Origin of the sequence: Micromonospora sp. WMMD710, from assembly GCF_029626045.1 — a bacterium.
Classification (GTDB): domain Bacteria; phylum Actinomycetota; class Actinomycetes; order Mycobacteriales; family Micromonosporaceae; genus Micromonospora.
On record NZ_JARUBD010000001.1, the window covers coordinates 274,459 to 299,261 of the forward strand.

The following is a 24,803-nucleotide window of genomic DNA, read 5'->3' on the forward strand; positions in this document are numbered from 1 at the left end:
TACACTGCCCGGATGGGATCCGACTGCCTGTTCTGCCGCATCGTCGCCGGGGAGATCCCGGCCACCCTGGTCCGGGAAACCGACACCACTCTCGCCTTCCGCGACATCGACCCGAAGGCGCCGGTGCACGTCCTGGTCATTCCAAAGGAGCACTACGCCGACGTCGCCACCCTCGCCCAGGGTGATCCAGGGCTGGCCGCGGACGTGCTGGCGACGTCCGCCGCGGTCGCCGAGGACGAGGGTCTGCTCGGCGACGGATTCCGGCTGATGTTCAACACCGGGACGTACGGCGGGCAGGAGGTGTTCCACGTGCACGCGCACCTGCTCGGCGGCGCGCCGCTCGGCCCCATGCTCGCCCGGGACCTGGCGTGACGGCCGGCCCCGACGTGCACGACCGGTTGCGTCGGCTGGTCCGCCGGGTGCAGGCCGACGCCCGGGTGCCGGCGGTGTCGGCGGCGCTGCACCGGGCCGACCGTCCCCTGTGGAGCTGCACGGTCGGCGACACCGGCACCGACAGCCCGCTGGGGCCGGACACCCAGTTCCGGATCGGCTCGATCACCAAGACCTTCACGGCGGTGCTCACCCTGCAGTGCCGCGACGACGGTCTGCTGGACCTGGACGACCCGGTGGGCCGGCACCTGGACCTGCCGGCGCACGGCGAGCTGACCGTACGGCGGCTGCTGTCGCACACCGGCGGCCTGCAACGCGAGCCGTACGGCGACGTCTGGGACACCCTGCGCGTACCGGACGCCGACCGGCTGACCGCGGACCTCAAGCGGGCCGAGCGGGTCCTGCCGCCGGGCCGCCGCTTCCACTACTCCAACCTCGGCATGGCCGTGCTCGGCCTGCTGGTAGCCCGGCTGCGTGGCGGCACCTGGGCGGAGGTGCTCGCCGATCGGGTGCTGACCCCGCTGGGCCTGACCGATACGACCGTGACGCCCGGGTCGACGGCGGCCGTCGGCTATTTGGTCGACGCGTACTCCGACGAGGCGCACCCGGAGCCACCGACCGACTTCGGCGCGGTCGGGCCGGCCGCCCAACTCTGGGGCACCGCGACCGACATGGCCCGGTGGGCGGCGTTCCTCGCCGACCCGGCGGCGCTCGACCCGACCGGCGCGGTGCTCGCCCCGGCGACCCTGGACGAGATGCGCTGGCCACTCACCACCACCGACGAGACCCTGTGGGGTGCCGGCTTCGGGCTCGGGCTGATCCTCATCCCGCAGGGCGAGCGTGTGGTGCACGTGGGCCACGACGGCGCCATGCCCGGTTTCCTGGCCGCCGCGTACGGCCGGCGGGGAGGCGACGGCACGGCCGGCGCGATGGGCGCCGCCGTGCTCGGTTCGTCCGGTACCGCGGCGGAGGTGTTCGACCTGCCACACCGGCTGCTGGCCGAGGCGGTCGAGCACGACCCGGCCGAGATCGAGCCGTGGCGGCCCGGTACGCCGGCTCCGGCGGCCCTGCGCGGCCTGCTCGGCCGCTGGTGGGGCGAGGGGTCGGAGTACGTCTTCTCCTGGCACGACGACGCCCTGCGGGCGCGTGGGGTGAAGGACCCGGCTGGGCGTCCGCCGGCGGTCTTCGCCCCGGTGCCGGACCGCCCGGACGTGTTCCGCACGATCTCCGGCCGGGAGGCCGGCGAGCTGCTGAGGCTGACCCGTGACGACGAAGGCACGGTGATCCGGATGCACTGGGCGACGTACCGGTTCACCCGTCACCAGGAGACGTTCGACCGGTACGACTTCCGGGCCGGGAGTTGATCGCGGCCAGCGGAAATGGGCGCGATGCGTCCCGCGTTGAACCGATACGATGGGTGTAACGTCCGCACGCCGTGCCACCAGGGCCGGCGCCGAGATCGAGAGCAGGTGGCGCAGGGCCCTTCGGCCCGACCTATGACCGGCACCCCACCTCCCGGCCCGCCCCGGGTGCAGACCAGGATCACCGTGCCCGACTCGAAGATCATGGTCAACCTCCTCGGCGCGGGTGACGAGATCCTGCGACTCGTCGAACGCTCGGTCACCAGTGACGTGCACGTCCGTGGCAACGAGATCACCATCACCGGCGCCCCGGCGGACAACGCCCTCGCCGAGCGGGTCTTCAGTGAGCTGCTCGAACTCATCGAGAAAGGCGAGACCCTGACCACTGACGCCGTCCGGCGTACCGTCGGCATGCTCGAGCAGGGCAGCGCCGAGCGGCCCGCCGAGGTCCTGACGCTCAACATCCTCTCCCGTCGCGGCCGCACCATCCGCCCCAAGACCCTCGGGCAGAAGCGGTACGTCGACGCGATCGACACGCACACCATCGTCTTCGGCATCGGCCCGGCCGGCACCGGCAAGACGTACCTGGCGATGGCGAAGGCCGTCCAGGCGTTGCAGGCCAAGCAGGTCAACCGGATCATCCTGACCCGGCCGGCGGTCGAGGCGGGCGAGCGACTGGGCTTCCTGCCCGGCACGCTGAACGAGAAGATCGACCCGTACCTGCGCCCGCTCTACGACGCGCTGCATGACATGCTTGACCCGGAGACCATCCCGAAGCTGATGGCCGCCGGCACGATCGAGGTCGCCCCGCTGGCGTACATGCGGGGTCGGACGCTCAATGACGCGTTCATCATCCTGGACGAGGCGCAGAACACGACGCCCGAGCAGATGAAGATGTTCCTCACCCGGCTCGGCTTCAACTCCAAGATCGTCGTCACCGGTGACGTCACCCAGGTGGACCTTCCCGGCGGGACGACCAGCGGCCTGCGGGTCGTCCGGGAGATCCTGGAGAACGTCGAGGACGTGCACTTCGCCCAGCTGTCCAGCTCCGACGTGGTCCGCCACCGGCTGGTCGGGGAGATCGTCGACGCGTACGCCCGCTGGGACGCCGAGCGGGAGACCCAGCAGGCGCAGGGCGTCCACGCCGTGCCCGGGCGACCCGCCCAGGGTGGCCGAGCCGGCCGCCGCCGCTAAAGCAGAGGAAAGCAGTTGTCCATCGAGATCGCCAACGAGTCCGGTGTCGAGGTCGACACCGACGCCGTGCTCGCCGTCGCCCGGCACGCCCTCGACGAGATGGGGGTCAACCCTCTCGCCGAGCTGTCCGTGCTGCTGGTCGACATCGACTACATGACCGAGCTGAACCACCGCTGGATGGGTGGCGACGGCCCGACCGACGTGCTCGCGTTCCCCATGGACGAGGGCAGCGTCGACCACGGCCCGGGCGAGAGCGCCCCGGCCGGTGGAGAGCCGGCCCTGCTCGGCGACATCGTGCTGTGCCCCGAGGTGGCGGCGAAGCAGGCGGCCACGGCCGGGCATGCCCCGGCCGACGAGCTGCACCTGCTCACCGTGCACGGGGTGCTGCACCTGCTCGGCTACGACCACGCGGAGCCGGAGGAGGAGCGGGAGATGTTCGGGCTCCAAGCCCGACTGCTGGCGAGCTGGCGGTCGACCCGCACCCAGTGATGTCCACTCCTCCGTTACTCGCGGCCGGCCCCACCGCCGGCCTTCCGGATGTGCAGCTGATCGTCTTCGCGGCCGGCCTGGTGGTGCTGGCCGGCGTGATCGCGATGACCGAGGCGGCGCTCGCCGCGGTCTCGCCGGCCCGGGCCGCCGAGTTGGCCCGGGACGGCGTACGCGGCGCCCGCACCCTGCAGGCCGTCGCCGGCGACGTGGTCCGGCACCTCAACCTGCTCCTGCTGTTGCGGCTGCTCGCCGAGTTGACCGCCACCACGCTGGTGGCGTTGGTCGCGGTGGACAGCTTCGGCGCCGGCTGGCGGGCCGCGCTGGTCACCGCCGGCGCGATGACCGTGGTCAGCTTCGTGGTGGTCGGGGTCGCCCCGCGCACCATCGGCCGGCAGCACGCGTACGCGGTGGGCCGGGCGGTGGCCCCGCTGGTCCGCTGGCTGGGCCGGGCGCTCAACCCGCTCGCGTCGCTGCTGATCCTCATCGGCAACACGGTCACCCCGGGGCGCGGCTTCCGGGAGGGCCCGTTCGCCACCCAGGTGGAGTTGCGTGAGCTGGTCGACCTGGCCGAGCAGCGCGGAGTGGTCGAGCACGGCGAACGTCAGATGATCCATTCGGTCTTCGCGCTCGGCGACACCATCGCCCGTGAGGTGATGGTGCCGCGTACGGAGATGGTGTGGATCGAGGAGGGCAAGACGCTCGCCCAGGCGCTGGCGCTCTTCCTGCGGTCCGGCTTCTCCCGCATCCCGGTGATCGGTGAGAGCGTCGACGACGTGCTGGGTGTGCTCTACCTCAAGGACCTGATCCGGCGGTCGAGAGGCGGCGACCCGTCGGCCGAACAGCTGCCGGTGGCCGAGCTGATGCGCCCGGCGACGTTCGTACCGGAGTCGAAGCCGGTGGACGACCTCCTGTCGGAGATGCAGGCGGCCCGCAACCACCTGGTCATCGTGGTCGACGAGTACGGCGGCACCGGCGGCCTCGTCACCATCGAGGACATCCTGGAGGAGATCGTCGGCGAGATCACCGACGAGTACGATGTCGAACGCCCGCCGGTCGAACGCCTGCCCGACTCCTCGGTACGGGTCACCGCCCGCCTGCCGGTGGAGAACCTGGGCGAGCTGTTCGACACCGATCTGCCCACCGACGAGGTGGAGACGGTCGGTGGTCTGCTCGCCCAGTCGCTCGGGCGGGTGCCGATCCCCGGCGCGGAGGTCGAGGTGGCCGGTCTCCGACTTGTCGCCGAGGGCACCACCGGCCGGCGCAACCGGATCGACACGGTTCTGGTCAGCCGGGCGGAGCCGGGCGACGAGCAGGACACCGCGGGGCGCGGCGAGCACGCCGGCCCCGGTGACGACCAAGGCCACAACCGAGACGAGGAGAGGCAACCCGCAGATGCCTGAGACACCCGCCGCGCCCACCGCACGGCCCACCCCCACCGCGCCGGCCGTACTGAGCGCCGAGGACGCCAAGCTGGTCGTCCTGGCCCGGGGCGCCCGCGGGCGGGTCGGTGCCGTGGAGGGCGCCGCGGTCCGGGACTCCGACGGCCGGACGTACGCGGCGGCGAGCGTCGCCCTGCCCTCGCTGACCCTCACCGCGTTGCAGTTGGCGGTGGCCTCGGCCGTGGCGGCCGGAGCGAACCGGCTGGAGGCGGCGGTGGTGGTGACCGAGGCGTCGACGCTGGACGGTGCCGGGCACGCCGCGGTTCGTGACCTGACCGTGGACGCGCCGATCCACGTGGCCGCGCCGGACGGCACCGTGCTCGGCACGGTGACCCAGTGAGCCCCGTGCAGGATCCGCAGGCACGCCCGTACCGGGCCGGCTTCGGTTGCTTCGTGGGCCGGCCCAACGCCGGCAAGTCCACGCTGACCAACGCGATCGTCGGCACCAAGATCGCGATCACGTCGAACAAGCCGCAGACCACCCGGCACGTCATCCGGGCGGTGCTGCACCGTCCGGATTCGCAGCTGGTCCTGGTCGACACGCCGGGCCTGCACCGCCCGCGTACGCTGCTCGGCGAACGCCTCAACGACCTGGTCCGGTCGACCTGGACCGAGGTCGACGTGATCGGCCTCTGCATCCCGGCCGACGAGCCGGTCGGGCGTGGTGACCGTTTCATCTCCGGCGAGTTGGCCGAGTTGAAGGCGACCGTGCTGGCGGTGGTCACCAAGACCGACCTGGTGGACAAGCGTCGGCTGGCCGAGCAGCTGCTCGCCGTCAGTGAGATGGGGGAGTTCGCCGAGATCGTGCCGGTGAGCGCGGTCTCCGGACACCAGGTGGACACGCTGGTCGACGTGATGACCACGTATCTGCCGCCGTCGCCGCAGCTCTACCCGGACGACATGCTGACCGACGACCCCGAGCAGGTGCTGGTCGCCGAGCTGATCCGGGAGGCCGCCCTGGAGGGGGTCCGCGACGAGCTGCCGCACTCGATCGCCGTGGTGGTCGAGGAGATGATCCCCGAGGGTCAGGTCATGAAGATCTACGCCGACCTGTACGTGGAGCGGCCCAGCCAGAAGGCCATCGTGCTCGGTCACAAGGCGAGCCGGCTCAAGGAGGTCGGCACCAACGCCCGCCGCCAGATCGAGGAGCTGCTCGGTGGCCGGGTCTATCTGGACCTGCACGTGCGGGTGGCGAAGGACTGGCAGCGCGACCCGAAGCAACTGCGCAAGCTGGGCTTCTGACCCACCACGCCGACCCGGCCGGACGCCCCGGTCGGGTCGGGCGCGGCGTACTCCATGATCTTTTCCGGTCGTACCGATGGCAGGTTTCACGTTTGGTCGGGGTGCCGGCCGTTTGGCGCCGGCACCGCGCAGGGTAGGGGAAGTACGCCCCGCGTCCCCGACCCAGATGCAGGCTGATGCGCAACAGGTATCTCGATCTGCTCCGTTTCCTGGCCATCGTCCGAGTGGTCGTCTACCACGTCACCGGGTGGGCGACCCTCACTCTCGTCTTCCCTGCCATGTCGGTGATGTTCGCCCTGGCCGGCTCGTTGATGGCCGCCTCGCTCACCCGGTCCGGTCCGGCCGCCGTCGGCCGCCGGTTGCGCCGGTTGCTGCCGTCGCTGTGGGTGCTGGCGGCGGTCTTCGTGCCGGCCATGCTGTTCAGCGGGCTGGCGTGGAGCCCTCGGGTGCTGCTGTGGCTGTTCCCGATCGCCGATCCGCCGGCCAACAACTGGGGTGCCCTGGCGCTGAGCATCATCTGGTACCTGCGCGACTACCTCTGGTTCGTGCTCGCCTCACCGATCGCGTTCTGGCTGTTCCGTAAGGCCCCGCTGCCCACCGTGGTCGCCCCGTACCTCCTGCTGGTGGCCATCGAGGTGGGCATCTATCAGGCGCCGCCACCGGTGCTGCGCGAGTTCGGGTTGTACTTCGGCGCGTGGCTGCTCGGGTTCGCCCACCACGCGGGGATGCTGCGCCGGCTCGCCGGCCGGGTGGTGTACCCGTTGGCGCTGGCGCTCGCGACGGCCGGCGGCGCGTGGATCGTCGCGCACCCCGGCCCGCGCGGATACGACCTCAACGACAACCACCTCGGCAACGCCCTCTGGTCCGCGGCGTTTATCCTGATCGTGCTCGGTCGGGCGCCGGCCGGGATCGCCTGGCTGGAGCGCAGCCGACTGGCCGACCGGACGGTGACCGTGGTGAACCGCCGCGCGCTGACGGTCTACCTCTGGCACATGCCGTTCGTGGTGGCGCTCACCCCGCTGGTCGACGTGGTCGGCTGGTCCCACCAGGACCCGTTGGGGTTGGCCATCCGCGTGCTGCTGGTGTTCGCGCTGGTCGGGGTCGTCACCCTGGTCGTCGGCTGGGTCGAGGACGTCGCCGCCCGGCGTCGCCCGGAACTGATCCCGGGCGGTCCGCCGGTGCCGGCCGAGCCAACCGCGCCGTCCGACGCGGAGCCAGCCGCCCGGCCCGGCGTGGAGTCGGCCGCCGGGCGGGGCGTGGAGCCAGCCGCTCGGCCCGGTGCGGAGTCGGCGGCTTGGCCTGGCGCGGCCGGGCGCGCCGTCGGATCGGCCGTGGTGCCGGCGCAGCGGACGGCCGGGGAGGCGGCCACCGTCGAGGTCAACGCTGGCTGATCGTGACGTTGCCGCTGCCGGCGGAGCCGTCGAGCACCAGGGACGCGGCCGGGTCGTCGGCGACGGTGACCCGCGTGTCGCCGGAGCCGGCGCTGGAGCGCACCCGGTAGCTGCCCGCCGGCACCAGCACCGTCACGTCGCCGCTGGACGCGTGTGCCCGGGCCGCCGCCGGCTTGTCCAGCTCGACGGTGACGTTGCCGGAGCCGGCCTCGGCGTCCGTCGCGCCCTCGAGCCGCCGCGCGGTGATGTCACCGGACCCGGCGCGCAGGCGAACCGCCGCGCTGGCCTCGCTGACATCGATGTTGCCGGAGCCGGTCTCCACCCCGACCGCGCCCGTGGCGCCGGCGATCCGCACGTCACCCGAACCCAGCCGAAGGTCCACCGTGCCGACCTGGCTCAGCTCGATGTCACCGGAACCGGACTCTCCCTGCACGGTCACACCCTCCGGCACGGTCACCTCGTAGGAGACGGTGCACCGGCTGCCGCAGTCGGTGTCCAGGACCAGTTCGCTGCCCTTGATCTCGTAGCGGGCCCGGGGCTCACCCCCCTGGTAGCGCACCACCCGCTTGATCCGCGCCTCGCCCGCCGAGCCGGTGCCCCGGACCACCACGTCGCCCGCGCCCCCCAGCATCCGGATCGTGGTGATCTTCACCGCCTCGGTGTCGTCGTAGTCGAGCCGACGGAACGAGAGGTTGTCGCACCCGGCGAGCAGGATGAGGGCGGCGGTCATCCCCATTGCGACGGGGGCCGTCGCACGACGACGGACGGCGGCGGTGGTCTCGAGCAGTGCCATGGTCAGCACGCTACGGCCGGGCACGAGTCGGGCGCATCGGGGTTCATCCGTGCGTCCACCCCGAACCGACCCTGATTTCACACCCCGAGGGAGAATGGTCCGATGGCCGGGTACCGCCGACAGCTCTACCGCGACGACGCGGTGGTGCTGCGCGTGCAAAAGCTCGGCGAGTCCGACCGGATCATCACCCTGCTCACCCGCCGGCACGGCCGGCTGCGCGCGGTGGCCCGAGGGGTCCGTCGCACCATGAGCAAGTTCGGTGCGCGACTGGAACCGTTCGGCCACGTCGACCTGCAACTCGCCGGCGACCCCAAGGGCAACCACGGCAGCTCGCTGCACACCGTCAGCCAGGTCGAGGGCATCGACCTGTACGGCAAGCGGTTCCTCGGCGACTATCCCCGCTACACGGCGGCCAGCGCGATCGCCGAGACCGCCGAGCGGCTGACCCCGGTGGAACGGGAGCCGTCGCTGCGACTGTTCCAGCTCACCGTGGGCGCGTTGAAGGCGCTGTCCCGGGGCGAACACGCGACGACCCTGGTGCTCGACGCGTACCTGCTGCGCGGGATGGCCCTCGCCGGCTGGGCGCCGGCGTTGACCGCGTGCGCGGTCTGCGGCACCCCCGGGCGACACCGGGCGTTCTCGGTGCCGGCCGGCGGCGCCGTCTGCCCGGACTGCCGCCCGCCCGGCGCCGCCCACCCCGCCCCGGCCACCATCGATCTGATGTCCGCGCTGACCACCGGTGACTGGGTGCTCGCCGACGCCACCGACACCGGCGTACGCCGGGAGTGCAGTGGGCTGGTCGCGGCGCACCTGCAGTGGCACCTGGAGCGCGCGCTACGCTCGCTGCCGCTGGTCGACCGGGGCCCCTCGGTCGACGGCACGGTCCCGCCGCCGGGCGGCGGTGGGGCTGCGATGCCCCGGCCGCGCGGCGACGTCGCGGCCGAGGCGGACGGTGCGAGCAGGGAGAGAGCCGAGTGATCCGATCGATGAGGGCCAGCCGGCGTGAGCCGACGCCGCCGACACCCCACCCGTCCGGCGCCCGGCCACCGGCCCTGCCCAGCGAGGCCGTGCCGAGGCACGTGGCCGTGGTGATGGACGGCAACGGGCGGTGGGCCAAGGACCGCGGGCTGCCCCGCACCAAGGGTCACGAGGCGGGGGAGCACAGCCTCTTCGACACCATCGAAGGCGCGATTGAGATGGGCATCCCCTACCTGTCGGCGTACGCGTTCTCCACGGAGAACTGGCGGCGCTCCCCGGACGAGGTCCGGTTCCTGATGGGGTTCAACCGGGACGTCATCCGCCGTCGCCGCGACCAGCTCGTCGACCTCGGTGTCCGGGTGGTCTGGTCGGGCCGGCCCGGCCGGTTGTGGAAGAGCGTCATCTCCGAGTTGCAGACCGCCGAGGAGATGTCCCAGGGCAACTCGACGCTGACCCTGCAGTTCTGCGTCAACTACGGCGGGCACGCGGAGATCGGCGACGCCGCCGCCGCGATCGCCCGCGAGGTGGCGGCCGGCCGACTGGACCCGGCGAAGGTCACCGAGAAGACCGTGGCGAAGTACCTCTACCACCCGGAGATCCCGGAGGTGGACCTGTTCCTGCGCCCGTCGGGTGAGCAGCGCACCTCCAACTTCCTGCTCTGGCAGAGCGCGTACGCCGAGTTGGTCTTCCTGGACACGCTCTGGCCGGACTTCGACCGCCGCCACCTCTGGTACGCCTGCGAGCTGTACGCCCAGCGCGACCGGCGGTTCGGCGGCGCGCTGCCCAACCCGGTGGCACCGACGGTCTGAGTCGAGGCTTACCGGCCGGTCACTCTGGGTACCAGATACGTCAGAAGCCACTGACGGAGGTGATCCCACATGATCCAGAAGCGCATTGCCCAGTGGGCGGTGATGGCTATCGCGGTGCCGCTGGCCGCGGCCGGTGCACGTCGGCTCAGCCACACCCTGGAGGCCCGGCGTGGTCCCTCCGGGGCGACCCGGCTGCTGACCAAGGGTGCGGACCTCATCCGCCCCCAGAAGGCCAAGCGCCGCCGTTTCTTCTAGCCAACCCCACGTCTCCCCGGCGCCGCCCGCACATGTTGTGCGGGCGGCGCCGCCCCATCCCCGCCCCGCCCGGTCGATCATGGAGTTGTGGTGGGCGGTTGGGCGGCATTCGCGACTTTCGTCCACCACCACAACTCCATGATCGACGCGGCCGTGGTGGGCGTTGCGGACCCCGGGGGCGGGGTGGGTGGTTTCGGGGTCTGGGGAGGTGGCGGCGGGTAGGGTCCGGAGGTGGTGGGACTCGGCGGGTGGGGGTGGGTGTGCGGGATCTCCGGTACAAGATGATCATGGCGTTGAACGCGGCGGATCTGGGCGACCCGATCTGCGAGCAGGTGGCCGAGATCTGCGCCGAGATCGCCGAGCAGCACTGCGCCGAGTTCGGCCACACGCCTGCGCTGCGTACCGGCGAGATCGCCGAACTGGCCACCGGCGAGCCGGCCCTGACCTGGGCGCCGTCCACCCCCGACGCCGGGCAGCGTGCCTGGTGACCGCCCCCGCCCCGGCGGTCGACGTACGCCGTGCCGACGACCGGTTCGCCACCCGGATCTCCTGGCTCGACTCCAAGCACTCGTTCTCGTTCTCCCGGCACTACGACCCGGCGAACACCCACCACGGCCTGCTGCTGGTCAACAACGACGACGTGGTCCGACCGGGCGCCGGCTTCGAAACCCACCCGCACCAGGACATGGAGATCGTTACCTGGGTGCTGCGGGGCTCGCTGGTGCACCAGGACTCGACCGGCCACTCCGGGGTGATCTACCCGGGTCTGGCGCAGCGGATGAGCGCCGGCACCGGCATCCTGCACTCCGAGAAGAACGACGCCTGGCGGCTCAACAACCAGGAGCCGCACAGCGACCCCGTGCACTTCGTGCAGATGTGGGTGCTCCCCGACGAGCAGGGCGTCGACCCCGGTTACGAGCAACTGGAGATCGAGGACGAGCTGCTCCGCGGCGGCCTGGTGCCGATCGCCTCCGGAATGGACCGCTACGACGGCGCGTCGGCGATCCGGATCCGCAACCGCTACGCGACCCTGCACGCCGCCCGGCTCGGCCCCGGCGACGAGGTCACCATCCCGGACGCGCCCTTCGTGCACCTGTACGTGCCCGACGGCACGGTCACCCTGGAGGACAGCGGCCCACTCGCCACCGGCGACGCCGCCCGGCTCACCATGACGGGCGGCCGACGGGTCACCGCCGACGAACCGGCCGAGATCCTCGTCTGGGAGATGCACGCCACCGTCGCGTGACCGGTGACAGCTCGCACCTGCGTCTCCCGTGATCACGCTCGAACATGGATGTAGTGGCCTCCCCGGATACGGAGGCCACTACATCCTGGATCGAGCACGATCTTGCGGGCACCCGCGCGGGCGCGCGGGCCGCGAGGCGCGCGGGCGTGGAGCGCCCGCGCGCCGTTGCGCCTACGCGGGGGACTCGGTGCGGTCGCCGGCCCAGGTGGTGTGGAACGAACCCGCGCGGTCGACCCGCTGGTAGGTGTGCGCGCCGAAGTTGTCCCGCAGACTCTGGATCAGGGCGGCGGGCAGCCGCTCCGCGCGCAGCGCGTCGAAGTACGCCAGGGACGACGAGAACGCCGGCGTCGGCACCCCGGCCCGCGCCGCGTCGGCCACGACCCGCCGCCAGCTCGGCACGCCGGCACCGACCGCCTCGGCGAAGTAGGGCGCCACCAGCAGCGTCGGCAGGTCCGGCTGCTCGTCGTACGCCTCGCGGATCCGGTTCAGGAAGCGCGCCCGGATGATGCAGCCGCCCCGCCAGATCGTCGCCGTGCCGCCGAGGTCGATGTCCCAGTCGTACTCCTGGCTGCCGGCGCGGATGTGGTCGAAGCCCTGCGCGTACGCGACGATCTTGGAAGCGAGCAGCGCCCGGCGGACGTCCTCGACGAACGCGTCCCGGTCGGCGACCTGCCACTTCTCACCGGCGTCCGGGAACGCCCGGCGTGCCGCCTCGCGCTGGTCGACGTGCCCGGACAGCGAGCGGGCGAAGGTCGCCTCGGCGATCCCGGTGATCGGGATGCCCAGGTCGAGGGCGCTCTGCACGGTCCACCGTCCGGTGCCCTTCTGCTCGGCCCGGTCCTGCACGATGTCGACGAACGCGCGGCCGGTCGCCGCGTCGGTGTGCGCGAGCACGTCGGCGGTGATCTCGATGAGGAACGACTCCAGCTCGCCGTTGTTCCAGTCGCGGAAGATCTCCGCGATCTCCGCCGGCGTCGCGTCCAGACCGGCCCGCAACAGGTCGTACGCCTCGGCGATGAGCTGCATGTCGGCGTACTCGATGCCGTTGTGCACCATCTTCACGAAGTGCCCGGCACCGTCCGGCCCGATGTGCGTGCAGCACGGGACGCCGTCCACGTGGGCGGCGATCTTCTCGAACATCGGCCCGAGCTTGGCGTACGACTCGGCGGAGCCGCCCGGCATGATGCTCGGCCCGAGCAGCGCGCCCTCCTCGCCACCGGAGACGCCGGTGCCGCTGAAGTGCAGGCCCTGCGCGCGCAGCGCCTCCTCACGGCGGCGCGTGTCGGCGAAGTGGGCGTTGCCGCAGTCGACGATGATGTCGCCCTCCTCCAGCAGCGGCACCAGTTCGTCGATCACCGCGTCGGTGGGCGCGCCGGCCTTGACCATCACGATGACCGCGCGGGGCCGTTCCAGTGACGCCACGAAATCGGTCATCGTCTCGCCGGGCACGAACGTGCCCTCGTCGCCGTGCTCGGCGACGAGGCTGCGGGTGCGCTCCGGTGATCGGTTGTGCACCGCCACCGTGAAGCCGTTGCGGGCCAGGTTGCGGGCCAGATTGCGGCCCATCACCGCCAGCCCGGTCACACCGATCTGCGCCGTCGCCTGCTCAGCCATCCGTGCCGCCACCTTTCGTCGCCACTATTGACTTGAACCTATCGTGACGCGCGCCGATACGGACCAGTGATCGACGTCCCGTTACTCCTGGTAGTTTCGGTGCTGCCGACGGTGGCCCCGGGGGTCAGCCCTCGGCGAGGCGGGCTTCGATCCGGGCGACCTTTCCGGCGAGCGCATCGGTGACCCCGGGCCGGACGTCGGCCTTGAGCACCACGCTGACCCGGGGTGCCTGCGCGGCCACCACGTCGACCGCCCGCTTCACCACCGCCATCACCTCGTCCCACTCGCCCTCGACGGTGGTGAACATGGCATCGGTCCGGTTGGGCAGGCCGGACTCACGGACCACCCGCACCGCCTCGGCGACCAGGTCGCCCACGGAGTCACCGCCACCGAGCGGGGTGATCGAGAACGCGATCAGCATGTGCCGATCGTGCCAGTAATTCGGGTGCGCGTCCGGCCGGGCGGTGGTTAGGGTTTCGGGCATGCGTAACTGACGCCCCATCTTCCGAGCCGGTCCGCCGCCCCGCGTCGCGGTCCGTGCGCTCCCGGGCGTCCCGCATCTCCCCGCCGCCGTGACACGGCTGGCGCTACCCGACCCCGGTGAGCAGTCCCTTCCCCATCCGACCGTCGCGTTTGCGGCGGTCGCCAGCCGATCCGACCGGCCGCCGGAGCGCGGGACCGGCCGTGCCGGTCGGCACCGAAGGAGGCCCGGATGCCCGCCAGGCGTAATCCGAAGAAGTCCCGTACCCCGCAAGCGACACCGCTCGGCATCGACCCGGCGGCCGGCCACGGCCCGCTCCCCACCCTGCCCGTGGAGTCGGCGCTGCCGGCGCTGCCGGTCGAGGTGGGAGCGGCCGGGACGCCGACGCCCGACGTGCCGGTCGTGGTCGACGTGCCCGCGGTGCTCGACGCACCGCCTGCGCTGGACGTGCCCGCGGTGCTGGAAGCACCCGCCGTGCCGGACGTTTCGCCGGTCGACCCCTCGCCGGCCGCGAAAGCGGTGGCACCGAAGGCCGGCCCGCCGCAGAACGGCGGAGCCCGCTCGGCAGGCGGCAAGAGCCAGCGAGCCGGCCAGCCCCGCCGCTACGCCTTCCGCCGCAGCTGACCAACCCACCGGGCCTCCCGGCCCCGCCCTCCCGGCCCCGCCGTTCCCGCCGATCTTGCTTGCACTTTCTGTCCCCGCATAACGGCTATACCAGCCGGGAACAGGCCGGGGGCGGGCGGGGGAATCAGCTGAGCAGGGGGCGGAAGGTGCCCAGGAGGACGCTTGTTGTCAGGGCTGCTCCGGCGAGCAGGACCGAGCCGGCGATCAGGAGGGCGTCGGCGCGGGTGAAGGACTGCCGGCGGGCCACGGTGCGGGGTGTGCCGGCGTCGAAGCCGCGCGCGTCCATCGCCACCGCGAGCCGGGTGCCCCGACGGATCGCCCCGACCAGCAGCGCGAACGCGGTGGAGGTGAACAGCCGCAGTTTCGCCACCGGGTTGCGTCCGGCGTCGACGCCCCGCGCCCGCCGGGCCATGCTGATCATCTGCCACTCCTGGCCGAGCAGCGGCACCAGCCGGAACGCGGCCAGCGCCCCGATGGCGAACCGCGCGGGTGCCTTCGCGTTCTGGATCAGCGCGTCGGCCAGGTCGGTGGGGTCCGTGGTGGCGAAGACGATCACGCCGGGCAGGGCCACCGCGAACACGCGCAGCACCAGACCGAGTGCGGTGAGCAGCACACCGGTGCTCACCAGCACTGGCCCCGCATCCAGCAGTACCCGGCCGGAGCGGTCGGCGGCGAACAGCACCAGGGTGACGAGGATGCCGGCGGCGCTGAGCAGTAGCGGCAGGGCGCGCCGGGCCAGCACCCGGTAGCGGATGCCGAACAGCGGCAGCAGCGCGAGTTCGAGGGCGATGGCGATCGCCGGGGCGACCGGGTCCAGAGTGGCCAGCAGGATGAACGAGAAGGCCAGCGCGGCGGCGACCTTCGCCACCGGGTTGCGGCGGGCCAGGGGCGCGCCGGGCGCGGCGACCGGCTCGATACTGATCATCGGCTGCCGTCCGGGGCCAGCTGGAGGGTGATGGTGCGGTCGGCGAGCGCGGCGACGAAGTCCGCGTCGTGGGTGACCGCGACGATGCCGTGCCCGGCGTCGCGGAGGTCGGCGAACAGGTCGACCAGTTCCCGCCAGGTCCGCCGGTCCTGGCCGAAGGTGGGTTCGTCGCAGATCAGCAGGCGGGGCGCGGTGGCCAGGGCGGTCGCCACGCTCAGCCGCCGCGCTTCCCCACCCGAGAGGGTGTACGGGTTGGCTGCCGCGAGCCGTGCCAGTCGTAGCCGCTCCAGCAGCGCGGCCACGGTGTCCTTGACGGCTGCCTCGGTCTGGCCGGTGCGGCGCGGGCCGAGGGCCAGTTCGTCGAAGACGGTGCCGGTGACGAACTGGTGCTCCGGGTCCTGAAAGACCGACCCGATGCGCCGGGCCAGCGCGGGCGCACGCCAGCGGTGCGGGGGAGTGCGGTGATCCGGCCCGGCCAGCTCGGCGGAGGCGGTGACCCGGCCGGTGCCCGGTCGCAGCAGCCCGCCGAGCAGTAGGGCCAGGGTGGACTTGCCGGCGCCGTTGGGACCTCGTACGGCGAGTGCCTCGCCGGCGCGTACCGCGAGGTCGGTGGGGCCCAGCCGGGGCGGCAGGCCGAGCCGTTCGGCGGTGATCAGCAGGTCCCCGGCGGCGGCGGTGGCCGGCCGGGGCGTGATGGGGTGACCGGGCACCCACACGCCCTGGGCGGCGAGGGCGGCACCGTGCGCGGCGAAGACCGCCTCGGGTGGCCCGTCGGCGCGGACCCCGCCGCCGGGTTCCAGGACGACCACCCGGTCGACCAGCGGCAGCGCCTCGGCGACCCGGTGCTCGACCAGGATCAGCGTGGTGTCGGCGTCCAGGGTGCCGGCCACCGCCTGCCGGACCAGGTCCGCGCCGGCCGGGTCGAGGTTGGCGGTCGGCTCGTCGAGCAGCAGCAGGCCGGGCCGCAGGGCCAGCGCGCCGGCCAGGGCGAGACGTTGCTGTTCCCCGCCGGAGAGCGCCGCCGTGTTGCGGTCCCGGGGGTACGGGAAGCCGACCCGGCGCAGCGCCTCGTCGACGCGGGGCCAGATCTCGCCGGTCGGTACGCCCCGGTTCTCCAGCCCGAACGCGACGTCGTCGCCGCTGCGGGCCATCACCAGTTGCGTCTCCGGGTCCTGGAAGACGATGCCGACCCGTTCCCGGCCCTTGCGCGGGTCGAGCCCGTCGATCTCGACGGTGCCCTCCTGCTCGCCGGAGTCCTCCGGCAGCAGCCCGGCGAGCGCGCTGAGCAGGGTGCTCTTTCCGGCCCCCGAGGGACCGAGCAGGAGAACCCGCTCGCCGTCCTCAACCCGCAGGTCAACCCCGCGCAGAGCCCACGCCCGCCGCCCGGCGTGCCGCCACCCGAACCCGCGCAGCAGTACCCCGCCCACCACACCCACCCCCTTCCGACCCGGGCTCCACCCTGCACGGTTGATCATGAGGTTGACGGTGGTTCTGACGATCCATCCACCCGTCAACCTCATGATCGACGCGAGTGGGTGGGGTCAGATGGGGGCTCGGTCCCGGGCCACCGGGAAGCGGTCCAGGACGCCTGTGTTGGCCAGGGCCTTTGTGAGCAGCCAGCCGCCTACGCCGGCGATCACGGTGGCGCTGACGATGGTCAGCAGCGCGTACGGGATGCGGTAGTCGACCAGCGCGTAGTCGACGTTCCAGATGAAGAAGTCGAACAGCGCGGCGCTGAGACCCGTCAACGCGCCGGCCAACACGGCGGTCGGCAGCCGGAACGACTGGTACCGGAAGGCGGCGAACGCCAGTTCGGCGCCGAGGCCCTGCACGATGCCCTGCGGGATCACCGTGCCGGCCCACTGGCTGCCCAGCAGCGCGGAGAGCACCGCCGCCACCGTCTCGCAGTAGAGGGCGGCGCCGGGCTTGCGGATGACCAGGCCGCCGATGACGGCCGGCATCAGCCACACGCCGTAGAGCAGGGTCTGCGCCGGTGGGAAGAAGGCGAACGCCCCCTCGGTGGCGCTCCAGACCAGGCCCCAGGCCCAGAAGATGACGCCGAAGGCCACCGCGATCACCGAGGCGACCACGATGTCGATGGTGCGCCAACGGTTGGTGGTGTTGTCCATGCTGTGCTCCCAGTTCAAGGAAAAGAACCAGGAGAAGACGCACGCCGCGCCCGGTGGCACCGGACGACGGCGCGGCTGGAGGTCGACCGAACTCCCTGCGCTGGCATTACCCAGATCAGGTTCGAGGGTCTGCGGGCGTGCCCGCACTCTCAGCGCTGTGCGCTCCCCTGTCGGATGTGAAGTTGTCTCGCTGACGCTAGCACCGACCAGGGGTGCCAGCCCAGCAGGGCGTCCGCCCCACCTCGGCGTCCGGCCCGGCGGAAGCCGGCTGGGTAGGCTGACGATCATGCGGGTCGACGCACGAGGTCTCATGTTCGAGGTACGCGCCGGTGGGCCGCCGGACGGCGAGGCCGTCCTGTTGCTGCACGGCTTCCCCCAGCACAGCGGCGAATGGGACGACGTCGTCCCCGCGTTGCACGCGGCCGGGCTGCGCACGTACGCGCTGGATCAGCGCGGCTACTCGCCCGACGCCCGACCGGCGGCGGTGGACGCGTACCGGATCCCGGAACTGGTCGCCGACGTGGTGGCGGTGCTCGACGCGCTCGGCCTGGACGCCGTCCACCTGGTCGGCCATGACTGGGGCGCGGTGGTGGCCTGGGCGGTGGCGGCCGCGCACCCCGAGCGGGTCCGCACGCTCACGGCGGTGTCGGTGCCGCATCCCGCGGCCATGGCGCACGCCCTCGCCACCGACACCGAGCAGAAGGCGCGCTCGTCGTACATGGCGCTGTTCCGCAAGCTGGGCACGGCCGAGAGGGTGCTGCTGGCCTTCCACGCCGCGGCCCTGTGCAAGATGCTCGGCAGCGTGGGTGACGCGTCCCGGGTGGCCCGCTACGCGGACCCGATGCGTGAGCCGGGCGCGCTCACCGCCGCCCTGAACTGGTACCGGGCGATGTCCCGATCCGACCTGGCCGGCGTCGGCCCGGTCGAGGTGCCCACCACGTACGTGTGGAGCGACCGGGACGTCGCGATCGGCCGCACCGCCGCCGAGGCGTGCGCCGCCAACGTCACCGGCGACTACCGCTTCGTGGCGTTGCCCGGGGTGAGTCACTGGATCCCGGACACCGCGCCCGGGCCGCTCGCCGAGGCGATCCTGGCCCGGGCCACCGCAACGGCCTGAGCCGGGCGGTCGACATCGGGATGTGGCGGGTCGATGCGCCGGCGGGCGGCGGTCGACCTCGCGTGCACTGGCTGGCCCGCAATCGGACGACGGAGGACGCATGACGGTGAGTGCCGAGGACTACCTGGCCGTGGTGACCGAGACGATCGGGCGGGTGGCCGCCAGTCAGCGCGAGGCGGTGGGGCGGGCCGCCGACCTGATCGCCGACGCGGTCCGTGCCGACGGGGTGGTGCACGCGTTCGGTACCGGCCACTCGGAGGCCCTCGCCATGGAGATCGCCGGGCGGGCGGGTGGCCTGGTGCCGACCAACCGGATCGCGCTGCGTGACCTGGTGCTGCTCGGCGGCGAACCGGCCGAGCGGCTCGGCCCGCTGCTGGAGCGCGACCCGGAGGTGGCCCACCGGCTCTACGAACTGGCCCCGGTACGGCCCACCGACGTGTTCGTGCTGGCCTCGAACTCGGGGGTCAACGGCGCGATGGTGGAGTTCGCCGCGCTGGTGAAGGAACGCGGGCACGGGCTGGTGGCGATCACCTCCGCGCTGCACTCCGGCCGGATGACCTCCCGGCACCCGTCCGGTCGCAAGCTGGCCGACCTCGCCGACGTGGTGCTCGACAACGGTGCGCCGTACGGCGACGCGACCCTGCCGTTGCCCGGCGGCGGCGCGGTCGGCGCGGTCTCCTCGATCACGGCGGCGCTGCTGGCCCAGCAGGTCACCGTGGAGGTGGTGGCCCGGTTGCTGGCGGCGGGGGAGCGGCCCCCGGTCTACCTGTCGGCGAACATCCCCGACGGTGACGCGCACAACGCGGAGTTGGAGGCCCGGTACGCGGGTCGGATCCGGCGCGGGTCCTGACACACGTCGCCGAGATGAACGGCAGGTGTCGTGAACCTGTTTCACGCTCGGCCGGGTGGGGCATTGGCGTTGCTGCCGGCGGCCGGGACCGCCGGCAGTAGCGTCTCACCGGAGGTAGCGCGTGTCGAAGGAGACCGAGAAGCAGCGCTGGCAGCGCAACTTCGCCGACCTGTTGCAGGAGTTGCGGGTCGCCCAGACCGGCGTGCAGATCCTCTTCGCATTCCTGCTCACGCTGCCGTTCAGCAACGGCTTCACCCAGACCACCGAGTTCCAGCGCGACGTCTACATCGTGGCGCTGCTCGCCGCGGCCGCCGCCACCGCGATGATCATCTCGCCGGTCGCGTTCCACCGGGCGCTGTTCCGTCAGGGGCGTAAGCCGGAGTTGGTCCGCTTCGCCCACCGGATGGCCACCGGCGGCCTGGCCTTCATGCTGATCGCGATGGTCAGCGCCGTCCTGCTGATCACCGACTTCGTGCTGGACCGGCCGATCGCCTTCGTGCTCAGTGCCCTGACCGGGCTCTGGTTCCTCACGTTCTGGGTGATGCTGCCGTTCGCCCGCCGCAGCTGGGGTGAGGACGACATCGACGACGAGGACGACGACCCGGACACTCTCAGCGGTCGCTGATCGGGCCGATCTTCACGCAGCGCTACCCCTGGGTAACAACCGGGGGTAGCGTGGCGGTAGTCGCGCACGTCGACGCAGCCGCACCGAGTTTCGAGGGGGCAGCCGTGACCACGACGCAGGACGGCCGACCGGCACCGGACGGCCCCGACGCCGATACCACGCCCGGCACCGCCGGTGCCGCCGCGCCACTTTCGGCAGAGGCCGGGCAGGTCTCGGAGAAGGAGGCCCGGCAGGTCGCCGAGGCCGCCCGCGAATCCGCCTGGGATCGGCCCAGCTTCGGCAAGGAGCTGTTCCTCGGCCGGTTCCGGCTCGACCTCATCGACCCGTGGCCCCGCTCCGACCCGGACGACGTGGCACGCGCCGAGGAGTTCCTCGCTCGGTTCCGCGCCTTTCTCACCTCCGAGGTGGACGGTGCCGCCATCGAGCGGGACGCGTCCATCCCGGACACCGTGTTCCACGGCCTGGCCGACCTCGGCGCGTTCGGCATGAAGATCGACCGTAGGTACGGCGGTCTGGGGCTGAGCAACCTGCACTACTGCCGGGCACTCATGCTGGCCGGCTCGGTCAGCCCGGCCATCGGCGCGCTGCTCTCCGCACACCAGTCGATCGGCGTGCCGCAGCCGTTGAAGATGTTCGGCACCGCCGAGCAGAAGCAGCGGTTCCTGCCCCGGCTCGCCGCCGGCGAGGTGTCCGCGTTCCTGCTCACCGAGCCGGACGTCGGCTCCGACCCGGCCCGGCTGGCCACCATCGCCGAGCCGACCGAGGACGGCACCGGCTACCGGCTCAACGGGGTGAAACTCTGGGCCACCAACGGCATCGTCGCCACCCTGCTGGTGGTGATGGCCCGGGTGCCGGCCGGCGAGGGCCGGCGCGGCGGAATCACCGCGTTCGTGGTGGACGGCGACAGCGCCGGCATCACCGTGGAACGCCGCAACGAGTTCGTCGGCCTGCGCGGCCTGGAAAACAGCCTCACCCGGTTCCACGACGTGTTCGTGCCCGCCGAGAACGTCATCGGCGGCGAGGGCAAGGGCCTCAAGATCGCGCTGACCACGTTGAACACCGGCCGGCTGTCGCTGCCGGCGATGTGCGTGGGCGCCGGCAAGTGGGCGTTGAACGTGGCCCGCGAGTGGGCCGCCGACCGGGTCCAGTGGGGTCGGCCGGTGGGCGAGCACGAGGCGGTCGCGCAGAAGCTCTCCTTCATCGCCGCCACCACGTACGGCATGGAGACCATGCTCGACCTGTGCTGCCTGCTCGCCGACGACGACCGCAACGACATCCGCATCGAGGCGGCGCTGGTCAAGCTGTACGCCAGCGAGATGGCCTGGAAGATCGCCGACGAGCTGATCCAGATCCGGGGCGGGCGCGGGTACGAGACGGCCGACTCGCTGGCCGCCCGCGGCGAACGCCCGGCCGCCGTCGAGCAGATGCTGCGTGACCTGCGGATCAACCGGATCTTCGAGGGCTCCACCGAGATCATGCACCTGCTGATCGCCCGGGAGGCCGTCGACGCCCACCTGTCGGTGGCCGGCGACATCATCGACCCGGACGCGGGGCTCGGCCGCAAGGCCCGCGCCGGCGCCCGCGCCGGTGCCTTCTACGCGAAGTGGCTGCCCACCCTGGCCGTCGGCCGAGGCCAGAGCCCGTCGGCGTACGCCGAGTTCGGGCCACTGGCCGCCCACCTGCGCCAGGTGGAACGGTCGTCGCGCAAGCTGGCCCGGTCGACGTTCTACGCGATGTCCCGCTGGCAGGGAAAGATGGAGCGCAAGCAGGCGTTCCTCGGCCGTGTCGTGGACATCGGCGCGGAGCTGTTCGCGATGTCCGCGGTCTGCGTCCGGGCGTCCGCCGAGCGGGACAGCCGTCCGGAGAACGTCGAGCTGGCCGACCTGTTCTGCCGGCAGGCGCGGGTACGGGTGGACGCGCTGTTCAACGCCCTGTGGGACAACACCGACTCGGTCGACACCGCCGCCGCGAAGCGGATCCTCGCCGGCCGCTACGCCGGCCTGGAGGACGGCGTCATCACCCCGTCCGACGAGCTGCCCTGGGTGGCCCGTTGGTCGCCCGGCCCGTCCACCGCCGAGGACGTCCGCCGTCGCATCCCGCCGAAGCCGTAACGCCCGCTGCTTATCGCGCTGCCCGCTGCTAGCTGCCCGCTGCCGCGCAGAGCCGAGAGCGGTCAGCGGTCAGCGGGCGACCGCCCAGGCCAGCACCGCCGCCAGGATCAGGCCGTTGAGCACCGCCAGACCCAGGTACGCCGCGGGCGGAATCTTCCTGCCCCGGCGGACGAAGGAGACCAGGACGGCGGCGTACACGAGCAGCAGGACGGCGATGACGACCAGGAAGTAGAACACCCGAAGACCTTAACGGCACCATCGCCGCAGGTCGGCTGCGGCAGGCGGGGGTGGCGTGGATCGCCGCCGGGGCGGCCGTCCGGGCCGTTCCGAAGAGCGCCGCCGACGTACGTCCGGCGGTATGGCCGGCCTCAGCGGCCTCTGCCGCGCAGGCCCAGCTGGCGCAGTTCAAGTGCGGCCAGGGCGTCGACGGTCTCGTCGTCGCCGCGTCGCCACGCCTCGGCGACGTCGGGCGCGATCCGGGTCAGCCGGCCCAGCGGCTGGGTGGCCAGCGCGCGCAGGGCGAGCAGATCCCGCCCGGCCGGCCCGGCGGCGAGCTTCGCGGCCGATCCGGCCCGGCGCATCCAGCGCACCCGCAGGGGCAGCCACCCGAACAGCACCAGACCGAGCGGGAAGATCAACACCGCGATGGTGAGGGCGAGGGCGAGCTGGTCGACGAAGTGCTGCTGGTCGCGGCCGGCGTCGGCGAGCCCCCGGGCGGCGTCGGCGGCCCGCTGGAAGGGCGCGGTCAACTCGTCGCCGACCAGCGGCACCCGGCGGACCTTGCTGCCGGCGTCGCCCAGGTTGTCGGCGAGTCCGCTGCCGGCGCCCTCCAACTTCTGCCCCGGCACGGCGAGCTTCTCCACCAGGTCGTGCAGCCAGAGCGCGCCGCGGATCGCCACGTACACCCAGGCGACGACGAGCAGGTCGGTGAGCAACTGGCGGGCGGCGGTCGGAAACCGATCGGCATAGATTTTCACGCCGGACAGCGTGCCACGAACGCCTTCGGCCCGACACCCGTCGAATCAGCGCTCGGGACGACACAAACCATGATCACTTTGTCGCCAGTAGTTGCCAGTGGGCTCGAAGAACTGCTGACGACAAAGTGATCATGACGGTGCCGCTCGGCGGCCAGGTGTCAGCGGACGCAGGCCGGGCAGGTGCCGAAGATCTCCATCGTGTGGCTGACATCGGCGTACCCGTGTTGGGCGGCGACCCGGTCGGCCCAGCTCTCCACCGCCGGGCCGGCCACCTCGACGGTGCGGCCACAGGCCCGGCAGACGAGGTGGTGGTGGTGGCCCTCGCTGCACCGGCGGTAGAGGTGCTCGCCGCCCGGCGGGCGCATGACGTCGATCTCGCCCGCGTCCGCCAACCCCTGCAGGGTGCGGTAGACGGTGGTCAGGCCGACCCGCTCACCGCGCTGGCGCAGCATCGCGTGCAGGTCCTGAGCGCTGTGGAAGCCCTCCATCTCGCCCAGCAACGCGCTCACCGCCGAGCGCTGTCGGGTGTTGCGCACCGCGGCGCTGCCCTCGCTCATGATCCCTCCCCGGCGTGGCTGACCGCGTCCGCCACGATGTGCGCGACGTGCTCGTCGACCAGGGTGTACGCGATCTCCCGACCTCTGCGGGAGCCCCGGACGACGCCCGCCCCGCGCAGCACCCGCAGGTGCTGGGAGACCAGCGGTTGCGCGGCACCCAGCTTCTCCACCAACTCGTGCACACACCGCTCACCGTCGGCCAGCTCGCTCACGATGGCCAGCCGGATGGGCGCCGACAGGGCGCGGAGCAGCTCGCTGGCCCCGTCGAACCCGTCGTACCCCGTGGTGCTGGTCATCGTGCAACGGTAACCAATACCGCCGGCCTGTCGCTGATCAGGATGAGCCCAGCACGACCTCGTGCGGCTCCGCCGTCGGCGCGGCGGCCGGCGTGGCCCGGCGACGCAGCCTCCGCCAGACCCCGGCCGCCACCGCCACCACCAGGAAGGAGGCGATCGCCAGCAGCACCACCGAGGCGCCCGGGGCGGTGTCCGCGGTGGCGGCCACCCAGACACCCGAGCCGGCGGCGAACAACCCGAGCGCCATCGCGGCGGTCATCGTGCTGCGGAAGCCCCGGGTGACCTGCTGGGCGGTGGCCACCGGCACCACCATCAGCGCGCTGATCAGCAGCACACCGACGGCGCGCATCGCGATGGTGACGGTCACCGCGGTGGTGACCGCGATCAGCAGGTTGAGCGTGCGCACCGGCAGGCCGGAGACCCGCGCGTACTCCTCGTCGTGGCTGATCGCGAAGAGCGCCGGGCGCAGCGCGATCATGGCGATCAGGATCGCCGTGCCGAGCACCGCGATGGTGATCAGGTCGCTGGGCGAGATGGTGGTCAGCGACCCGAACAGGTAGGCGTTCAGGGTGGCGCTGTTCGCGTCGGAGAGGCCGACCAGCATTACGCCGCCGGCGATGCCGCCGTAGAAGAGCAGCGCCAACGCCAGGTCGCCGGAGGTACGCCCGCGGGAGCGGACCAGCTCGATGGTGATCGCGCCGACGGTGGCCACGATCACCGCCACCAGCACCGGGGAGCGGTTGAGCAGCAGCCCGGCGCCGACGCCGGTCAACGCCACGTGCCCGATCCCGTCGCCGATCAGCGCGAGGCGACGCTGCACCAGGTAGATGCCGAGCGCCGGCGCGGCCAGGCCGATCACCAACGCGGCGATCAGGGCCCGCTGCATGTACGGGTACTGGAAGAGTTCCAT

General features: G+C 72.3%; 29 protein-coding genes and 1 riboswitch. Of the genes, 18 read left to right on the plus strand and 11 right to left on the minus strand.

Annotated features, from left to right (window positions below; all coding sequences use genetic code 11):
- The first annotated feature begins 12 nt into the window (after nucleotides 1–12).
- From O7620_RS01415 to O7620_RS01450, 8 genes are all read left to right on the plus strand, one after another.
- A complete protein-coding gene (locus O7620_RS01415) occupies nucleotides 13–372 on the plus strand; it encodes a histidine triad nucleotide-binding protein (RefSeq protein WP_278121402.1) in 360 nt (119 codons plus the stop codon).
- Nucleotides 369–1,754: a serine hydrolase domain-containing protein gene (locus O7620_RS01420; protein WP_278121404.1), complete on the plus strand. Its 1,386-nt coding sequence runs from the start codon at nucleotides 369–371 to the stop codon at nucleotides 1,752–1,754. The genes O7620_RS01415 and O7620_RS01420 overlap by 4 nt, the downstream gene beginning before the upstream one ends.
- Before the next feature lie 132 nt (nucleotides 1,755–1,886).
- Nucleotides 1,887–2,945 (plus strand): PhoH family protein, encoded by a 1,059-nt coding sequence (locus O7620_RS01425; protein WP_151488680.1) that lies wholly within the window; start codon nucleotides 1,887–1,889, stop codon nucleotides 2,943–2,945.
- A 15-nt stretch (nucleotides 2,946–2,960) separates the two neighbouring features.
- Nucleotides 2,961–3,434 carry an rRNA maturation RNase YbeY gene (gene ybeY, locus O7620_RS01430; RefSeq protein ID WP_151488679.1) on the plus strand — a complete coding sequence of 158 codons (474 nt, stop codon included), beginning with the start codon at nucleotides 2,961–2,963 and terminating at the stop codon, nucleotides 3,432–3,434.
- Nucleotides 3,410–4,834, plus strand: coding sequence for a hemolysin family protein (locus O7620_RS01435; RefSeq protein ID WP_278126808.1), 1,425 nt, complete (start codon nucleotides 3,410–3,412; stop codon nucleotides 4,832–4,834). Before ybeY ends, O7620_RS01435 begins: the two co-directional genes overlap by 25 nt.
- Nucleotides 4,827–5,213 (plus strand): cytidine deaminase, encoded by a 387-nt coding sequence (locus O7620_RS01440; protein ID WP_151488678.1) that lies wholly within the window; start codon nucleotides 4,827–4,829, stop codon nucleotides 5,211–5,213. The genes O7620_RS01435 and O7620_RS01440 overlap by 8 nt, the downstream gene beginning before the upstream one ends.
- On the plus strand, nucleotides 5,210–6,115 hold the full coding sequence (gene era / locus O7620_RS01445) for a GTPase Era (protein WP_278121409.1): 906 nt from the start codon (nucleotides 5,210–5,212) through the stop codon (nucleotides 6,113–6,115). Before O7620_RS01440 ends, era begins: the two co-directional genes overlap by 4 nt.
- A 176-nt stretch (nucleotides 6,116–6,291) precedes the next feature.
- Nucleotides 6,292–7,506 carry an acyltransferase gene (locus O7620_RS01450; protein WP_278121411.1) on the plus strand — a complete coding sequence of 405 codons (1,215 nt, stop codon included), beginning with the start codon at nucleotides 6,292–6,294 and terminating at the stop codon, nucleotides 7,504–7,506.
- On the opposite strand, the gene O7620_RS01455 is transcribed toward O7620_RS01450, so the two are convergent.
- Nucleotides 7,493–8,299, minus strand: coding sequence for a DUF4097 family beta strand repeat-containing protein (locus O7620_RS01455; protein ID WP_278121412.1), 807 nt, complete (start codon nucleotides 8,297–8,299; stop codon nucleotides 7,493–7,495). The two genes, O7620_RS01450 and O7620_RS01455, sit on opposite strands and share 14 nt — an antisense overlap.
- Nucleotides 8,300–8,401: 102 nt before the next feature.
- Here O7620_RS01455 and recO point away from each other — a divergent pair, with 102 nt between their 5' ends.
- The 5 genes from recO to O7620_RS01480 all read left to right on the plus strand — a co-directional run bounded on the left by recO (nucleotide 8,402) and on the right by O7620_RS01480 (nucleotide 11,587).
- Nucleotides 8,402–9,277 (plus strand): DNA repair protein RecO, encoded by an 876-nt coding sequence (gene recO, locus O7620_RS01460; protein WP_278121414.1) that lies wholly within the window; start codon nucleotides 8,402–8,404, stop codon nucleotides 9,275–9,277.
- An 8-nt stretch (nucleotides 9,278–9,285) separates the two neighbouring features.
- Entirely contained in the window at nucleotides 9,286–10,086 is an 801-nt protein-coding gene (locus tag O7620_RS01465) for an isoprenyl transferase (RefSeq protein ID WP_151488721.1), read from the plus strand.
- Between the two features lie 69 nt (nucleotides 10,087–10,155).
- Entirely contained in the window at nucleotides 10,156–10,341 is a 186-nt protein-coding gene (locus tag O7620_RS01470; protein WP_030336441.1) for a hypothetical protein, read from the plus strand.
- Between the two features lie 260 nt (nucleotides 10,342–10,601).
- The gene (locus tag O7620_RS01475) at nucleotides 10,602–10,829 is read left to right on the plus strand and encodes a thioredoxin reductase (RefSeq protein ID WP_151489075.1); all 228 of its coding nucleotides are present in this window, start codon (nucleotides 10,602–10,604) and stop codon (nucleotides 10,827–10,829) included.
- Entirely contained in the window at nucleotides 10,826–11,587 is a 762-nt protein-coding gene (locus O7620_RS01480) for a pirin-like bicupin family protein (RefSeq protein WP_278121420.1), read from the plus strand. Before O7620_RS01475 ends, O7620_RS01480 begins: the two co-directional genes overlap by 4 nt.
- Nucleotides 11,588–11,758: 171 nt before the next feature.
- Here the strand turns inward: O7620_RS01480 and gndA are convergent, their stop codons facing one another.
- The gene (gndA, locus tag O7620_RS01485; RefSeq protein ID WP_278121421.1) at nucleotides 11,759–13,201 is read right to left on the minus strand and encodes an NADP-dependent phosphogluconate dehydrogenase; all 1,443 of its coding nucleotides are present in this window, start codon (nucleotides 13,199–13,201) and stop codon (nucleotides 11,759–11,761) included.
- A 124-nt stretch (nucleotides 13,202–13,325) separates the two neighbouring features.
- On the minus strand, nucleotides 13,326–13,622 hold the full coding sequence (locus O7620_RS01490) for an MTH1187 family thiamine-binding protein (protein WP_151489094.1): 297 nt from the start codon (nucleotides 13,620–13,622) through the stop codon (nucleotides 13,326–13,328).
- Between the two features lie 291 nt (nucleotides 13,623–13,913).
- Between O7620_RS01490 and O7620_RS01495 the strand changes: the two genes are divergently transcribed.
- A complete protein-coding gene (locus tag O7620_RS01495) occupies nucleotides 13,914–14,306 on the plus strand; it encodes a hypothetical protein (protein WP_278121423.1) in 393 nt (130 codons plus the stop codon).
- A gap of 124 nt (nucleotides 14,307–14,430) precedes the next feature.
- Here O7620_RS01495 and O7620_RS01500 read toward each other — a convergent pair whose 3' ends face one another.
- From O7620_RS01500 to O7620_RS01510, 3 genes are all read right to left on the minus strand, one after another.
- Nucleotides 14,431–15,231, minus strand: a complete 801-nt coding sequence (locus O7620_RS01500; protein ID WP_151489096.1) for an energy-coupling factor transporter transmembrane component T — start codon at nucleotides 15,229–15,231, stop codon at nucleotides 14,431–14,433.
- Nucleotides 15,228–16,658, minus strand: coding sequence for an ABC transporter ATP-binding protein (locus tag O7620_RS01505; protein ID WP_278126809.1), 1,431 nt, complete (start codon nucleotides 16,656–16,658; stop codon nucleotides 15,228–15,230). Before O7620_RS01505 ends, O7620_RS01500 begins: the two co-directional genes overlap by 4 nt.
- A gap of 114 nt (nucleotides 16,659–16,772) precedes the next feature.
- A complete protein-coding gene (locus O7620_RS01510) occupies nucleotides 16,773–17,360 on the minus strand; it encodes an ECF transporter S component (protein ID WP_278121426.1) in 588 nt (195 codons plus the stop codon).
- 74 nt (nucleotides 17,361–17,434) lie between these two features.
- A riboswitch (TPP riboswitch) is annotated at nucleotides 17,435–17,539 on the minus strand.
- Nucleotides 17,540–17,646: 107 nt separating this feature from the next.
- On the opposite strand from O7620_RS01510, the gene O7620_RS01515 reads away from it, so the two are divergent.
- The 4 genes from O7620_RS01515 (at nucleotide 17,647) to O7620_RS01530 (ending at nucleotide 22,063) form a co-directional block, all read left to right on the plus strand.
- Nucleotides 17,647–18,477: an alpha/beta fold hydrolase gene (locus tag O7620_RS01515; protein ID WP_278121428.1), complete on the plus strand. Its 831-nt coding sequence runs from the start codon at nucleotides 17,647–17,649 to the stop codon at nucleotides 18,475–18,477.
- A gap of 100 nt (nucleotides 18,478–18,577) precedes the next feature.
- Entirely contained in the window at nucleotides 18,578–19,327 is a 750-nt protein-coding gene (locus tag O7620_RS01520; RefSeq protein WP_151489099.1) for an SIS domain-containing protein, read from the plus strand.
- A 121-nt stretch (nucleotides 19,328–19,448) separates the two neighbouring features.
- Nucleotides 19,449–19,952 (plus strand): DUF6328 family protein, encoded by a 504-nt coding sequence (locus O7620_RS01525; protein ID WP_151489100.1) that lies wholly within the window; start codon nucleotides 19,449–19,451, stop codon nucleotides 19,950–19,952.
- 104 nt (nucleotides 19,953–20,056) lie between these two features.
- A complete protein-coding gene (locus O7620_RS01530) occupies nucleotides 20,057–22,063 on the plus strand; it encodes an acyl-CoA dehydrogenase family protein (protein ID WP_278121431.1) in 2,007 nt (668 codons plus the stop codon).
- A gap of 69 nt (nucleotides 22,064–22,132) precedes the next feature.
- Here O7620_RS01530 and O7620_RS01535 read toward each other — a convergent pair whose 3' ends face one another.
- From O7620_RS01535 to O7620_RS01555, 5 genes are all read right to left on the minus strand, one after another.
- A complete protein-coding gene (locus tag O7620_RS01535) occupies nucleotides 22,133–22,300 on the minus strand; it encodes a hypothetical protein (RefSeq protein ID WP_192580195.1) in 168 nt (55 codons plus the stop codon).
- A 131-nt stretch (nucleotides 22,301–22,431) separates the two neighbouring features.
- A complete protein-coding gene (locus O7620_RS01540) occupies nucleotides 22,432–23,040 on the minus strand; it encodes a hypothetical protein (RefSeq protein ID WP_278121434.1) in 609 nt (202 codons plus the stop codon).
- Between the two features lie 158 nt (nucleotides 23,041–23,198).
- Nucleotides 23,199–23,597 (minus strand): Fur family transcriptional regulator, encoded by a 399-nt coding sequence (locus tag O7620_RS01545; RefSeq protein ID WP_151489103.1) that lies wholly within the window; start codon nucleotides 23,595–23,597, stop codon nucleotides 23,199–23,201.
- Nucleotides 23,594–23,893: a metalloregulator ArsR/SmtB family transcription factor gene (locus O7620_RS01550; protein WP_151489104.1), complete on the minus strand. Its 300-nt coding sequence runs from the start codon at nucleotides 23,891–23,893 to the stop codon at nucleotides 23,594–23,596. Before O7620_RS01550 ends, O7620_RS01545 begins: the two co-directional genes overlap by 4 nt.
- A gap of 37 nt (nucleotides 23,894–23,930) precedes the next feature.
- Nucleotides 23,931–24,803 (minus strand): metal ABC transporter permease, encoded by an 873-nt coding sequence (locus O7620_RS01555; protein ID WP_278121437.1) that lies wholly within the window; start codon nucleotides 24,801–24,803, stop codon nucleotides 23,931–23,933.

Excerpts from the sequence above, each read along its gene's own strand:
- O7620_RS01440 (WP_151488678.1), top strand. The coding sequence starts at position 4,827 with ATGCCTGAGACACCCGCCGCGCCCACCGCACGGCCCACCCCCACCGCG.
- O7620_RS01455 (WP_278121412.1), bottom strand. The coding sequence starts at position 8,299 with ATGGCACTGCTCGAGACCACCGCCGCCGTCCGTCGTCGTGCGACGGCC.
- O7620_RS01415 (WP_278121402.1), top strand. The coding sequence starts at position 13 with ATGGGATCCGACTGCCTGTTCTGCCGCATCGTCGCCGGGGAGATCCCG.
- O7620_RS01545 (WP_151489103.1), bottom strand. The coding sequence starts at position 23,597 with ATGAGCGAGGGCAGCGCCGCGGTGCGCAACACCCGACAGCGCTCGGCG.
- gndA (WP_278121421.1), bottom strand. The coding sequence starts at position 13,201 with ATGGCTGAGCAGGCGACGGCGCAGATCGGTGTGACCGGGCTGGCGGTG.
- O7620_RS01550 (WP_151489104.1), bottom strand. The coding sequence starts at position 23,893 with ATGACCAGCACCACGGGGTACGACGGGTTCGACGGGGCCAGCGAGCTG.
- O7620_RS01470 (WP_030336441.1), top strand. The coding sequence starts at position 10,156 with ATGATCCAGAAGCGCATTGCCCAGTGGGCGGTGATGGCTATCGCGGTG.
- O7620_RS01495 (WP_278121423.1), top strand. The coding sequence starts at position 13,914 with ATGCCCGCCAGGCGTAATCCGAAGAAGTCCCGTACCCCGCAAGCGACA.
- O7620_RS01515 (WP_278121428.1), top strand. The coding sequence starts at position 17,647 with ATGCGGGTCGACGCACGAGGTCTCATGTTCGAGGTACGCGCCGGTGGG.
- O7620_RS01490 (WP_151489094.1), bottom strand. The coding sequence starts at position 13,622 with ATGCTGATCGCGTTCTCGATCACCCCGCTCGGTGGCGGTGACTCCGTG.
- O7620_RS01520 (WP_151489099.1), top strand. The coding sequence starts at position 18,578 with ATGACGGTGAGTGCCGAGGACTACCTGGCCGTGGTGACCGAGACGATC.
- O7620_RS01450 (WP_278121411.1), top strand. The coding sequence starts at position 6,292 with ATGCGCAACAGGTATCTCGATCTGCTCCGTTTCCTGGCCATCGTCCGA.
- O7620_RS01465 (WP_151488721.1), top strand. The coding sequence starts at position 9,286 with ATGAGGGCCAGCCGGCGTGAGCCGACGCCGCCGACACCCCACCCGTCC.
- O7620_RS01510 (WP_278121426.1), bottom strand. The coding sequence starts at position 17,360 with ATGGACAACACCACCAACCGTTGGCGCACCATCGACATCGTGGTCGCC.
- O7620_RS01500 (WP_151489096.1), bottom strand. The coding sequence starts at position 15,231 with ATGATCAGTATCGAGCCGGTCGCCGCGCCCGGCGCGCCCCTGGCCCGC.
- O7620_RS01425 (WP_151488680.1), top strand. The coding sequence starts at position 1,887 with ATGACCGGCACCCCACCTCCCGGCCCGCCCCGGGTGCAGACCAGGATC.
- O7620_RS01555 (WP_278121437.1), bottom strand. The coding sequence starts at position 24,803 with ATGGAACTCTTCCAGTACCCGTACATGCAGCGGGCCCTGATCGCCGCG.
- recO (WP_278121414.1), top strand. The coding sequence starts at position 8,402 with ATGGCCGGGTACCGCCGACAGCTCTACCGCGACGACGCGGTGGTGCTG.